The organism is Cellulomonas sp. zg-ZUI22, from assembly GCF_017353535.1.
Lineage (GTDB): Bacteria > Actinomycetota > Actinomycetes > Actinomycetales > Cellulomonadaceae > Cellulomonas > Cellulomonas wangleii.
In genome coordinates this window covers 727813-740415 of sequence record NZ_JAFMUZ010000001.1, presented here as the reverse complement: position 1 = coordinate 740415, position 12603 = coordinate 727813, and the positions used below count along the sequence as shown (strand labels likewise).

10 protein-coding genes are annotated in these 12603 nt (G+C 75.2%); 5 read left to right on the top strand and 5 right to left on the bottom strand.

All coding sequences use genetic code 11. The features are described from left to right. Positions 1-7: 7 nt before the first annotated feature. The 3 genes from J1G43_RS03385 (at position 8) to J1G43_RS03375 (ending at position 4027) form a co-directional block, all read left to right on the top strand. On the top strand, positions 8-1600 hold the full coding sequence (locus tag J1G43_RS03385; protein ID WP_207377963.1) for a CotH kinase family protein: 1593 nt from the start codon (positions 8-10) through the stop codon (positions 1598-1600). Then, the gene (locus tag J1G43_RS03380) at positions 1590-2288 is read left to right on the top strand and encodes a TetR/AcrR family transcriptional regulator (RefSeq protein ID WP_207339590.1); all 699 of its coding nucleotides are present in this window, start codon (positions 1590-1592) and stop codon (positions 2286-2288) included. The genes J1G43_RS03385 and J1G43_RS03380 overlap by 11 nt, the downstream gene beginning before the upstream one ends. A 482-nt stretch (positions 2289-2770) precedes the next feature. Next, a complete protein-coding gene (locus J1G43_RS03375) occupies positions 2771-4027 on the top strand; it encodes an acetyl-CoA carboxylase biotin carboxylase subunit family protein (RefSeq protein WP_207339591.1) in 1257 nt (418 codons plus the stop codon). A 43-nt stretch (positions 4028-4070) separates the two neighbouring features. Here the strand turns inward: J1G43_RS03375 and J1G43_RS03370 are convergent, their stop codons facing one another. Then, positions 4071-4976 (bottom strand): siderophore-interacting protein, encoded by a 906-nt coding sequence (locus J1G43_RS03370; RefSeq protein WP_207339918.1) that lies wholly within the window; start codon positions 4974-4976, stop codon positions 4071-4073. 139 nt (positions 4977-5115) lie between these two features. Then, the gene (locus J1G43_RS03365; protein WP_207339592.1) at positions 5116-6315 is read right to left on the bottom strand and encodes a VIT1/CCC1 family protein; all 1200 of its coding nucleotides are present in this window, start codon (positions 6313-6315) and stop codon (positions 5116-5118) included. Positions 6316-6485: 170 nt separating this feature from the next. Between J1G43_RS03365 and J1G43_RS03360 the strand changes: the two genes are divergently transcribed. Beyond that, a complete protein-coding gene (locus J1G43_RS03360; RefSeq protein WP_207339593.1) occupies positions 6486-9167 on the top strand; it encodes a LuxR C-terminal-related transcriptional regulator in 2682 nt (893 codons plus the stop codon). A gap of 18 nt (positions 9168-9185) precedes the next feature. Here J1G43_RS03360 and J1G43_RS03355 read toward each other — a convergent pair whose 3' ends face one another. Together J1G43_RS03355 and J1G43_RS03350 are read right to left on the bottom strand one after the other, a co-directional pair. Continuing rightward, entirely contained in the window at positions 9186-9551 is a 366-nt protein-coding gene (locus J1G43_RS03355; protein ID WP_207339594.1) for a hypothetical protein, read from the bottom strand. A 91-nt stretch (positions 9552-9642) separates the two neighbouring features. Then, positions 9643-10626: a TIGR03557 family F420-dependent LLM class oxidoreductase gene (locus J1G43_RS03350; protein ID WP_207339595.1), complete on the bottom strand. Its 984-nt coding sequence runs from the start codon at positions 10624-10626 to the stop codon at positions 9643-9645. A gap of 110 nt (positions 10627-10736) precedes the next feature. On the opposite strand from J1G43_RS03350, the gene J1G43_RS03345 reads away from it, so the two are divergent. After that, the gene (locus J1G43_RS03345; protein ID WP_207339596.1) at positions 10737-11858 is read left to right on the top strand and encodes a Gfo/Idh/MocA family protein; all 1122 of its coding nucleotides are present in this window, start codon (positions 10737-10739) and stop codon (positions 11856-11858) included. A gap of 9 nt (positions 11859-11867) precedes the next feature. On the opposite strand, the gene J1G43_RS03340 is transcribed toward J1G43_RS03345, so the two are convergent. Then, the gene (locus J1G43_RS03340; RefSeq protein WP_242635192.1) at positions 11868-12488 is read right to left on the bottom strand and encodes a hypothetical protein; all 621 of its coding nucleotides are present in this window, start codon (positions 12486-12488) and stop codon (positions 11868-11870) included. Positions 12489-12603: the final 115 nt, after the last annotated feature.

Sequence of the window (12603 nt, the reverse complement as noted above, 5' to 3'; positions counted from 1 at the left end):
CGGCAGCATGAGTCGCGCAGACCTCCGCAGGCGCCTCCCGGTGCCGCTGCGTCAGCACTGGAAGCCGCTGACAGCAGGGTTGGCAGGAGTCGCCGTCGCCCTCACCGTCCTCGGTGACGTGACGATCCGGCCCTACTCCACGAGCACGGCCGCCGTGACCGACGAGGAACGCATCACCGAGGACGTCGAGGGCACGGTCGACCTCTTCGACACCACCGTCGACCACGAGCTCGTCCTGTCCTACTCCCAGGACGACTACGACCGGATGCTCGACGCCTACTTCACCGAGGGCGAGAAGGAGTGGATGACCGCCGACATCACGATCGACGGCACCACGATCGAGTCCGCAGCGGTCCGCCTGAAAGGCAACTCCACCCTCTCGTCCCTGGTCGACGGCCGGGAGGGGTCCGCGACCCAGGGCGAGCGCGCCCCAGGAGGGCTCGGAGGCATGAGCGGCGGTCAGATGCCGGGCGGTGGCGGTGAGATGCCACAGATGCCGGGCGGCGGCGGAGAGATGCCACAGATGCCGGGCGGCGGCGGCGGACGAGGCCCGGGCGGCGGGTTCGCCGGCACGGGACTCGCGCTCAGCACGCAGGAGCCGGAGAACCTGCCGCTGCTCGTCAGCTTCGACGAGAACCGGCCCGGGCGCGCCTACCAGGGCATGACCGAGCTGGCGATCCGCCCGGCGAGCGCCGCAGCCGAGTCGTCGCTCAACGAGGCGGTCGCGCTGGAGCTGACGAAGCGGTCGGGACAACCGACGCAGGACTACGCGTACACGACCTACGCCGTGAACGACCGCCCCGCGACGACACGCCTGGTCGTGCAGAACCCCGACCCGCAGTACGCCGCCGCGCTCGAGGGCGACGGCGTGCTCTACAAGGTCGAGTCCACGAGCTCCTTCACCTACCAGGGCGATGACCAGACCGCGTACGCCGACGACTTCACCCAGGTCAACCTCCGGGGAAGCCACGACCTGCAGCCGATCGTGTCGTTCCTGGAGTGGCTCGACGGTGCGTCCGACGAGGAGTTCGCCCAGGAGCTGGACCAGTGGATCGACGTCGGGTCGTTCGCGACCTACCTGGCCACCCAGGACGTGCTCGGGAACATGGACACGATCTCGGGTCCCGGCCGGAACGCGTACCTGTACCACGACCTGGGCACCGGGCTGATCAGTGTCGTCTCGTGGGACCTCAACCTGGCTCTGGGCGGCATGTCGCTGCCGGGCACGGGTGGCGGGCCCGGTGACGGCGACGGCTCGGCCCGACCGGGCGCGCCCGGTGGCGCCGCCTTGCCGGCTCTGCCGGAGGGTGTCGAGCTGCCCGAGGGCGCACGGCCCGGCGCACCGGGCGGCGGACGGGGACCAGAAGCCATGGGAGGAAACGCGCTCGTGACCCGGTTCGAGGCGAGCGCCGACCTCTCGGCTCTCGTCGACGCGGCGATCGCGGAGCTGCGGGCCGAGTGGCTCGACAGCGGCCAGGCAGGCCGGGTCGTCGAGGAGGTCGCCTCGCGGGTGCCGGCCACCGACGCGGTGGACCAGGCGACGATCGACGCCGACGCCCAGGCGGTCATGTCCCGGCTGGCCGGCGACGATGCTCCCTGACCGGGACGACCGACCGCTCGGGCTGCGGGAGCGCAAGCGCGCCACGGCCCGGGCGCGCGTCGAGCAGGTCGCCGTCGACCTGTGCCTGGAGCACGGCTACGGCTCCGTCACCGTCGCGCAGATCTGCGCAGCCGCCGGGATAGCGCAGAGCACCTTCTTCACCTACTTCGGCAGCAAGGACGCCGCGATCCTCGGGCGACCGCCGCTGCCGTCGCCCGAGGCGGTCGAGGCGTTCGTCGAGGCTGACGGGCCTCTGCTCGGTGACCTGCTGACGCTCTTGACCGTGGGCGCCCGCGACGCCGTCGGGGACCTTGCCCTGTTCCGCCGCAGGTTCGAGCTGGTCGACAGCGACGCGCGGCTCAGGACCCGCGAGGCCCGACGCACCGAGGTGGCCGCGTGGCAGGCGGACGTGGTCGCCCGGCGGCTGCGGCGGCGCGGCGACCTGACCGCGGCAGAGATCGCGGAGCAGGCTCAGATGGCGGCGGCCCTGGCCCTCAGCATCCTGCGGCACACGTTCTGGTCGGTCCAGACCGCACCGGGGACCGAGTGGAACGACCGCCTCCGGCGCAGCCACGCCCTCGCGCGCGCTCTCCTCCAGGGGTCCCCGCAGACGGCACCACGTGGCGGAGCGGCGTCCGGGGTCTCGCGCGCCGGCGCCGGTGGAGGCGCCCGCCCTCGGAGGCGGTGAGACTCGACGACCCGCACGTGCCGTCGGCCGAGGAACCCCAGGGACCCTGGTGCGTCCGCGTCGTACCGTCCCATCGCTCCCCGGCCCTGCACCCGGTCACGCGGCGTGACCACCCGTCCACCGACCCTCCCGGATCGTCGACGAGTCCGGGACGAGGGTGGGAACGCGTGCCACCCTCGCCTCCGACCGGGCGACGGGGGTGACCGATCGACCCGGTTCGTCGCTTCCTGCACCTAGAGTCCTGTCACATCTCGACCCCGACCATGAGGCCCAGGCAACTGCCATGACGGTGACCACCACCACGCTCGGTCGTGACACGACCGCGACGCGCGGCCGGGGTGCCGCCGTCGCCGGCCTGCCGGCGCTGCGGGCTGACACCCCCGCGCAACGCGAGCCGGCGCCGGGGGTCCTCCCAGGACGACCGGACCCTGCCCGCGCGCTCGCCGCCGGCCGGTTGCCGATGCCGTCGTCGGGAGGCAGCGGTGGCTGACTCCTCGGCCGGGTCGTCGGACGCCCGCCCGCGCGTCGTCGTGCTCCACTCGCGCCAGCCCCTCACGACGGACCCGGCGCAGGCGTTCCCCCGCGACCGGTTCGAGGTCGTCGTCCTGACCGACGCCGACCCCGCGACCGTGCTCCGCGAGGACGTCGAGGCGTCGGTCGAGGTCGTGCGCGCCGGGCGGGGGGAGTGGGAGTCCGTCGTGCGGTCGGTGCCGGGCGCGGAGGTCGTCAGCAACGACGAGTACTGCCTCGTCGAGTGCGCACGGCTGCGGGCGGCGACGGGCCTGCCCGCACGGCACCCCGCACGCCTCGACGGGTACCGCGACAAGGTCCTCATGAAGCGTCGGCTCGAGGCCGCGGGCGTCCCGGTTCCCCGGCACCTGACCTTCGAGCCGACCGTCACGTCCTCCCGCGCCGTCGCGGACCGCGTCGTCGGGACCGTCGGCCTGCCCGCCGTCGTGAAGCCGCGGCGCGAGGCGAACTCGCGAGGCGTCGAGGTGCTGCCCGACGCCGAGGCGGTCGTCGGGTGGCTGGCCCGGCACGACGGCGAGACGGGGTGGCAGGTCGACGAGTTCGTGGACGGGGACCTCGGCCACGTCAACGCGCTCGTACACCACGGCGACGTCCGCCCCGTCCAGGCGGGGCGCTACCTGGGGCCGCTGCTCGGGTTCGAGCGCGGCCGGGTGCTCGGCGGGTGGACGCTGCCGGCCGACAGCCCGCAGGCCGTGGCCGCGCACGAGCTGAACGAGCGCGTCGTCCACGCCCTCGGGTCGGACGGCGACTTCGTCGTCCACACGGAGTTCGCGACGACGCCCGACGGTCGGCTCGTCGTGCTGGAGACCGCCGCGCGCGCTCCCGGCGCCGCCGTCTCGGAGCTCGCACGCGTGCACGCCGGCGTCCAGCTCGAGGTGGCGCACCTGCGGCTCCAGGCAGGGCTGCCCGTCCCGGAGCCGGACCACACGGGCGGGCGCCAGGCCGCCTGGCTGTGGCTGCCGGTGATGCCGGGTCAGCGCTGGGGCGGCGTCCCCGAGATCGCTCGGGCCCTCGGGAGCGAGGTCGAGGTGCACGTGTCCCGGGTGGGACGCGACGGCAACTCCGGCACGGACGTCCGGCTCGGCGCCGCGCTCCTGCTCACGAGCACCGATCCCGGCGCGGTCGCGCACGACGTCGACGTCCTGCACCGCTCGCCGTGGTTCCGCACGGCGGACTCACTGGGTGGAGCCTCAGCGGTCACCCGATGACCCCACGTCGTCCGCCGCCGTCAGGATGCCGGCTGCCTCGGGGTCAGCTCCCCTCGGACTTCCCCTGCCGCCAGTACCCCATGAACGCCACGGCCTTGCGGTCGACGCCGCACTCGCGCACCAGGTGGCGGCGCAGGATCTTGATGACACCGGCCTCACCGGCGAGCCACGCGTACAGGTGGGCCTCCGCAGCGAGCGGGGCGCCGGTCGCGTAGTCGATCGGCACCTCCCACAGCATGTCGTGGTCGACGTCGACGTCCTCGAGGACGGCGTCGGGGACGGGCGCCCGACCCGGCAGCAGACGCGCGCACGCGGCCTGGACGGCCGGGACGAGCAGGTCGCCGTGGGCGCGACCGTCGCGGCCGAGCCAGTGGATGCGCACACCGTCGGGGGCGTCGAGCGCGAGGCGGTCGTCGGACCACGGCATCTCGACGAGCACCTCGCCGCGGGCGTCGCGCGGCAGTCGCTCGACGATGCCGGCGATGGCGGGCAGCGCGGTCTCGTCACCGGCGATCAGCAGGCGGTCCGTGCGCGCGGGCGGGACGAAGTCGACGCCGCCGTGCGGGCCGACGTGGTCGGCGTTGGGGCCCATGACGACCAGCTCGTCGCCGACGCGGGCGGTCGACGCCCAGCGCGACGCAGGGCCGGTGTCGCCGTGCAGCACGATGTCGACGTCCAGCTCACGCGGGTGCGGACGCACACCGCGGGCCGTGTACGTGCGCATCGGGTGGCGGCGGTCCTCCGGCAGGGCGCGCCACGTGCCGTACCAGTCACCCGTGCGACCGAGGTCCATGAGGTCCGCGTACGGGGAGCCGTCGACCGGCAGGAAGAACTTGATGCGCTGGTCGAACCCGTTGTCCGCGAAGCGGTCGAGGTCGTCGCCCGTGAACGTCACGCGCAGCAGGCTGGGGCACAGCCGCTGCATCGCGGCGACGCGCACGTGGAACATCCGGAAAGGGGACGCCGGGGGTGCGGTCGTCTCGACGGTCGTCACTGCGGCCTCGGTCACACGTGCAGCATAAGGTGAGGCTTACCTGAAAAAGCAAGGGTGCCGCCATCAGATCGTGCGGGGCCGGGTGTGGCGGGCGTCACACCGCGGACGTCCCGAACAGCAGACCCAGCGCGTACGTGACGGCGGCGGCCCCGTACCCGATGGCCAGCTGGCGCAGCGCGCGCCGCACGGGCGACGCCCCGGACAGCAGCCCGACCACCGAGCCGGTCCCCAGCAGCGCGACGCCCACCAGCCCGGCCGACCACAGCACGGCCGTCGTCCCCGACGCCCCCAGCAGGTACGGCACGACCGGGATGAGCGCGCCGGACGCGAAGAAGCAGAAGCTCGCCATGGCGGCACCCCACGCGGTGCCGACGGACTCGTGCTCGTCCCGCTCCGGGGCGGCGGGGCGCGGTGCGGCGGCCGGTGCCGCGGCGAGGGCGTCGCCGGCCTCCGCCGCCCGGTCGCCCGACGGCAGCGACGTCGTGGTCCGCAGCAGCGACGCGTCGACGGCCTGCTGCGCGTCGTACTGCGCCAGCGACGCCAGCACGACGTCCGCACGGGCCTGCGCGTCCGCGGCGCTCATGCCGCGCGCCCGGTAGACCAGCGCGAGCTCGTTGGCGTCGACGTCGAGGTGGGCGAGGGCGCTCGCGGCGCCCGCGGCGGGCCGGGACGCCTCGAGCAGCTCGCGCTGCGAGCGCACCGACACGTACTCCCCCGCGGCCATCGACAGGGCCCCGGCCAGCAGGCCCGCCAGGCCCGTCAGCAGCACGGTGCCCGTGGCGACGCCGCTGGCGCCGATGCCCAGGACGAGCGCGAGGTTGGACACCAGCCCGTCGTTGGCCCCGAACACCGCGGCGCGGAAGGTGCCGGAGATCTGCTGCCGCCCGCGCATCGCCAGGCCGCGCACGACCTCCTCGTGGATCTGCTCGTCGGCCGCCATGCGGGCGGTCGCCTCGGAGTCCTGCCCGTACGTCGAGCGGGCCTCGGCACGCTGCGCCAGCGCGTACACCCACACCGACCCGAACCGCCGGGCCAGCACGCTGAGGACGCGGGTGCGCCAGTCCCCCCGGACCGGACGCCCGACGTCGTCACCGAGCAGGTCGAGCCAGTGCGCCTCGTGGCGGCGCTCCGCCTCGGCGAGCGCGAGCAGGATCTCGCGCTCCTCGCCCGTGCGCCGTGAGGCGAGGTCGCGGTAGACGGCCGCCTCGGCGCGCTCGTCGGCGAGGTTGCGCCGCCACCGGCGCAGCTGGGCGGGCGTGGGCCGGGTCTCGCCCGGCGGGGCAGGGGTGCTCATCGGTCTCCGGGCGTCGTCGCAGCAAGGTGCCGGCTGCACCGTAGGCCGCGCCGCGGGGTTGCGATAACGGGCGGCGCCGGAGTGCCGACGCCCCTCGCAGCGGGTTTCGGCGGACCGAACGACGCGTGTCCTGCAGGCGCACGTCGGACGCGGGCCGGATACTGAGGAGGATGACGACCGAAGAGGGTCCGTCCGGCGAGACCGGGCGCGGCAGGGGGACGGTCGGGACGCCGGCGTGGGCGTCGCGGCAGCTGCCCGTGAGCGCAGTGGCCCGCTCGCGCCTGCTCGATCGCCTGGACCGCCTCGACCCCGTCGCCGTGGTGCGTGCGGTGCACGGGTTCGGACGCACCGTGCTGGCGGAGCAGTGGGCCGCCCGGCAGCGGTCGACCGGCCGGCCGGTCGCCTGGACGGCAGGACCGTGGCCCGCGGACGGCGGCGCGTGGGTGGCGGTGCGCGACGCGCTGACGGCTGCGCTGCGCGCGGCGGGCGGCGACGTCCCCGACGCGCCGGGGCCTGCGGAGCTCGCCGCGGCGGTGGACGCGACCGCGTCGCCCGTCGTGCTCGTGGTCGACGAGGCCGACCACCTCGACGCCCCCGCCGACCTGCAGGCGGTCGCGGACCTGCTCACCGCGTCCCACGGGCTGCGTCTGCTGCTGGTGACCGGTGCGCGGTACCCGCTGCGCCCGAGCGGCGCGTGGCACCCGGTCCTCGAGGCGGCACGTCGGCCGCTGTCGGTCGTCACGCTCACCGCGCGTGACCTGGCGTTCACCCCGGACGAGCTGCGCGCCGCCGCGGCCACCTGGGGTCACCTCGTCGACGACACCCGGCTGCGTCGGCTGGTCGACCTGGTGGACGGGTGGCCCGCACTCGCGCGCGCCGTGCTGGACGACACCCGGCCGGGCGACACGCAGCCGGCGACCTCGGCGGCGTTCGCGTACGCCCGGGACGTCATGCTGCCGGAGATCGGGGACACGGCGCTGCTGCACACCGCCATGCTCGTAGCCACCGCGGCGGACCAGACACCCGCGACCGTGCGTCTCGTGCTCGACACCGCGGGGCAGGCACGGTCTGCCGCCGACGAGCTGGACGTGCTCCTGCGGCTGGAGGCCGTGGGGATGCTCGTGCGGCACCGCTCGGACGGCGGTCCCAGCCGGTGGCACGTGCCCGGGCTGCTGCGGGAGGTGCTGACGCGGGAGCTGGAGCGTCGCGACCCCGAGATGTCGGCCCGGGTGCACCGTGCCCTGGCCCGCGCGGCGCTGACCGCGCACCCGCCGGACCCCGCCGCGGCCGTCGAGCACGCCGCCCGGGCGCACGACTGGACGCTGCTCGAGACCTGCTGGGTCGACTTCGGCACCTACCTGGTGGCCACGGCGGGTGCGGCCGTCGACGCCGCGTACGCCCCGCTGCCGGACGCGGTGACGGAGACCTCGACGGTTCTCGCCCTGGCGCGGGCGGTCGCCCGCCGCGGTGAGGACGAGCGCGACGACCCGCGGGCCCTGGTCCTGCGGCTGATGATCGAGCTCGGGACGCTGGCGCTCGACGGCGCGTGGCGCAGCCGCACACCCGCCGGCCGCTGGACGGGCGCCGCGGCCGCCCTGGTCGCGGCACGGGCGCGAGGTGACATCCCTCGCGCCATGGTCGTGGTGCGGGACACGGAGGTCGCTGCGGCCCGTGCCGGCGTCGCGGGCGGCACGTCCACCCGGGCGTACTGGTGGTTCCTGCTGCAGGGCGGTCGCACGGCGCTGCTCGACGGCGACCTGGGCACCGCGCTGGAGCTGCCGATGCGGGCGTACGAGCTGGCGGACCCGTCGCGGGCGCCCGACGTGCGCGCGGCCGCCGCCGGGCACGTGGCCCTGGTCCACGCGCTCGACGGGGTGCTGAGCGACGCCGAACGCTGGCTCGTGCGGCACGCCGAGGCGCTGGACCCCGACTGGGAGAACCGGCTGCGGGACAGCGCCGGCGACGTCGCCGAGGCGATGGTCGCCACCGACCACCTCGACCTGCCCGCGGCCGACGCCGCCCTGTCCCGGCTGACGCTCGCGGTGCACTCACCTGACGTGACCTGGCCGTTCGTCATGCGCGCCCGGGTGCGCCGCGCGGTGCTCTTCGGTGATCCGGAGACCGGTCTGGCGGAGCTGGAGCAGATCGAGCGCACCCAGCACGTGTGGCTGGCGCAGGCGGGCCTGGTGCAACGGGTCGTGGCGCGGTTGCGTGCCGAGCTGCTGCTGGCCCTCGGGGAGTACCACCGCGTCGCGGACCTGCTGGTGGGGCAGGATCCCACGGGGCTGTGGAGCGACGTGCCGCGCGCCCGGTGGCACCTGCTGACCGGCGACCCGCACGCCGCGCTGCGGACCGCGGTGCTGGGAGGGCGGCGGCGGCGCGTGAACCTCGCCGACCGCACCGACCTGCTGGTCCTGGAGGCGTGGGCTGCGCTCGAGTCGGGGCAGCCGGCGCTGGCCGTGCGGGCGTTCCGCGCGGCCCGCCGCGTCGCCGGCGAGCAAGGTGCCCTGCGCAGCTTCGCGCACCTGCCCGGGTCCGTGCGCGACGCCCTGGTGCTGGAGTCCGGCATGCCGTTCGACGACCACGAGCTGGCGCGCCTGGCCACCACGGGCCAGGTGGTCCCCGCCGTGGGCCGCCTGGTGCCCCTGACACCGCGGGAGCGCACCGTCCTCACGCTGCTCGACGAGCACGGCACCACGCGCGAGGTCGCCGACGCCCTGACGGTGTCGGTCAACACGGTGCGCAAGCAGGTGCTGAGCATCTACGCCAAGCTCGGCGTGCACGACCGGGAGGCGGCGCTGCGCCGCGCGCACGAGCTGGGCGTGCTGGGACCGGAGCGGCCCGGGCGCTGAGGGCACCCGCGCGCCGGCTCAGTCCTCCCAGGGCGGCGTCTCGTCCAGCTTCGCGTAGTACTTGGCCAGGTGGGACCGCACCCGGTCGCGGTCCTTCTCGGGCAGGTCGACACCGCCGCGGGACCCCTGCATGACGGCGGCGGCGGCGATCACGGCGCGCGGCACCGCCACCAGCCGGCCGTCCACGACGTCGGCCACCAGCAGCTTGTACGCGGTGAAGTTGCCCTTCTTCTGCGCGTCGTACCAGACGTGCGCGTCGCGGTACCGCTCGTTGGGCGCGTCCTGCGCCCCGGCCCACTCGCGGACCCGGCGCTCGGCGGCGCCGCCGTCCCACTCACGGTCCCGGTCGGCCAGGGGCAGGTCCTGGAAGGCGGTCACGGCCATCGGTGGTCCTCCGTCCTCGTGCGTCGTTCGTGTCGGTCCGGGTCGTGCCTCGCGTCCCGACGGCACGTGCGGCCGCCCCGGCGCGGGGACGTCAGTGCGCCGGTGCGGCGGCGCGCAGCCGCTCGAGCAGCGGACCGGCCGCCTCGTCGAGGAACCGCTGCTGCAGCGCGTCCCCCACCTGCACCAGGGCGACGTCGGTGAAGCCGGCCTCCCAGTAGGCGCTCACGGCCTCGACGATCGCGTCGAGGTCGGGTCCGCACGGGATCGACTCAGCGACGTCCTCGGGGCGGACGAACTGGCTCGCGGCCTCGAACGCCTCCGTGGTCGGCAGGTCGGCGTTGACCTTCCACCCGCCCCCGAACCAGCGGAACTGGTCGTGCGCGCGGGCGACGGCCTCGTCGCGGTCCGGCCCCCACGAGATCGGGATCTGCCCGATCTTGCGCGACGGACCCAGCCCGGCGCGGGCCTCGTCCCAGCGGGTCACGAGGTCGGCGTCCGGCTCGACGGCCACCAGGTGGTCCGCGAGCGCGGAGAACCGCGACACCGACTGGGCGCCGGACACCGCGACGCCGATCGGCACCCGCTGCTCGGGCAGGTCCCACAGCCGGGCGGAGTCGACGCGGAAGTGCGCGCCCTCGTACGTGACGCGCTCCCCGTCCAGCAGGTCGCCGATGATGACGAGCGCCTCCTCGAGCATGTCGTGCCGCTCGCCCACGGCCGGCCACCGCTGGCCGACGACGTGCTCGTTGAGGTTCTCCCCCGCGCCGACGTTCAGCGTGAACCGCCCGTCGGACAGCACCGCGAGCGTCGCCGCCTTCTGCGCGACGACCGCCGGGTGGTACCGGACGATCGGGCAGGTCACGTACGTCATGAGCTCGAGGTGCTCGGTGGCCTGCGCGACCGCGCCCAGCACGGTCCACGCGTAGGGCGCGTGCCCCTGGGAGTCGAGCCAGGGGAAGTAGTGGTCGGACGACACGGCGAAGTCGAAGCCCAGCCGGTCGGCGTCCTGCGCGTACCGCACGAGCTCGCGCGGGCCGGACTGCTCGGTCATGAGGGTGTACCCGAAGCGTGTCACCGCACGAGGATGACCCGGACGCGGCCGGTCGGCATCCGGAGCGCACGACCCCGCCGGGAGGGACCGGACCGCGCCGGGCTAGGGTCGGGAGCGAGGACGAGGAGGTCCGCGTGACGCAGCAGCAGCCGATCCGGCTCGGGGTCGTGGGGTCCGGGTGGCGGGCCGAGTTCTTCGTGCGCGTGGCGCGCCTGATGCCGGACCGGTTCCGGTGCGTCGGCGTGGTGACGCGCACCGCCGAGCGCGGTGCGCAGGTCGAGGCCGCCTGGGGTGTCCCGACGGTCCGCACCATCGAGGAGCTCGTCACCGGCGCCGTGCCGGGTGCCGGCGCCGCGCCCGACCGTCCCGAGCTGATCGTCACCGCGACACCCTGGCCCGTCACGCCCGGCGCGGTGCGCGAGATCGTCGACGCGTCCGTGCCCGTGCTCGCGGAGACCCCGCCCGCCCCCGACGCCGCCGGGCTGCGCGCGCTGTGGGCGGACGTCGGCCCGACCGGGCTCGTGCAGGTCGCCGAGCACTCGCCGTTCATGCCGGCGCACCAGGCACGACGCGCCGTCGTGGCGTCCGGGGCCATCGGCACGCCGACGAGCGTGCAGGTCTCCTCGACGCACCTGTACCACGCGGTCGGCCTGGCCCGGCACCTGCTGGGCGCCGGGCGGGGTCCGGTCACCGTCCGCGCGCAGACGGCCACGGCACCGCTGCTGGACCCCGTCGGGCGGTACGGCTGGTCCGACGCCACCGAGCCCGGACCGACCCGCGCGATCCTCGCGACGCTCGACCTGGGCGACGGTCGCACCGTGCTCTACGACTTCACCGACAACCAGTGGTACAACCCGCTGCGCAGCAACCGGGTCGTCGTGCGCGGGTCGCACGGCGAGATCGTCGACGACACCGTGACCCGGTGGGTGGAGGGCCGGACCGTCGTCACGTCGCGCATCGAGCGCCGGCAGTCCGGCATCGAGCAGAACCTCGAGGGCTTCGACCTGCAGCACCTGTCGATGGACGGCCGGGTGCTCTACCGCAACCCGTTCACGGGCGCCCGCCTCGCCGACGACGACCTCGCGGTCGCGCACCTGGTGGACGCGACCGGCGCGTGGGTGCGGGGCGACGGCCCCGCGCCGTACCCGCTGGCCGACGGCTGCCAGGACCACCTGCTGGGTCTGGCGATCGAGGAGGCCGCGCGCACGGGCGAGGCGGTCGTGACGGCCGCGGAGGCCTGGGCGGACGCGGTCTGACCGGCAGCGTCACGCCCCGCGGACGTCCTGCTCCTCCACGCCCGAGACCGCAGGCTCCTCGTCGTCGCCCTCGGCGGCGTCGGTGAAGAGCTGCCACACCGGCCCGGCGACGAACCAGATGGCCATGACGATCGTCGCGCGCCCGGCCCACCCGAGCAGCGTCTCGCGCTGCGGCCCCTCGCCGGCGATGAGCAGCAGGACGCCGAGGATCGCGACGGAGACGAACCACGCCAGCAGCACCCGCAGCCACAGCCTCCACTCGTGCACGACCTTGGCCCGCCCGCCCGACGGCACGCGCGGCGGGCGGGGCCCGTCGAAGAACCGCCAGGCGACCCAGCCGTCGACCTTGTGCACCGTGTACCGGCCGAACGCCACGGTGAACCCGAGGTAGAGCGCCGCGAGCCCGTGCGTCCACGTCGCCTCCGCGCCACGCAGCAGGTCGGCGACCGTGGCCACCAGCAGGACGACCTCGATGAGCGGCTCGCACAGCAGCAGCACGGTCGACAGCCGCCGGCGGCGGAACACGTAGCGCGCGACGACCGCCGCGGCGAGGAACACCCAGAACGCGACCTCGCACGCGATGACCAGCGCGGCGACGGGGTGGTCGCGGACCCACTCGACGATCTCCATGCCTCGACCGTGCCGCCGCACCCCGGGCACGCACCTCGTGCGGACGGACGGACCTGTGCCCGCGACCTCCTCCGTCCGGAGGAGAGCCGCAGGTCGCGGACGTGCTGGGATGGGC

Excerpts from the sequence above, each read along its gene's own strand:
- J1G43_RS03340 (WP_242635192.1), bottom strand. The coding sequence starts at position 12,488 with ATGGAGATCGTCGAGTGGGTCCGCGACCACCCCGTCGCCGCGCTGGTC.
- J1G43_RS03365 (WP_207339592.1), bottom strand. The coding sequence starts at position 6,315 with ATGAGCACCCCTGCCCCGCCGGGCGAGACCCGGCCCACGCCCGCCCAG.
- J1G43_RS03355 (WP_207339594.1), bottom strand. The coding sequence starts at position 9,551 with ATGGCCGTGACCGCCTTCCAGGACCTGCCCCTGGCCGACCGGGACCGT.
- J1G43_RS03370 (WP_207339918.1), bottom strand. The coding sequence starts at position 4,976 with ATGTTCCACGTGCGCGTCGCCGCGATGCAGCGGCTGTGCCCCAGCCTG.
- J1G43_RS03380 (WP_207339590.1), top strand. The coding sequence starts at position 1,590 with ATGCTCCCTGACCGGGACGACCGACCGCTCGGGCTGCGGGAGCGCAAG.
- J1G43_RS03360 (WP_207339593.1), top strand. The coding sequence starts at position 6,486 with ATGACGACCGAAGAGGGTCCGTCCGGCGAGACCGGGCGCGGCAGGGGG.
- J1G43_RS03385 (WP_207377963.1), top strand. The coding sequence starts at position 8 with ATGAGTCGCGCAGACCTCCGCAGGCGCCTCCCGGTGCCGCTGCGTCAG.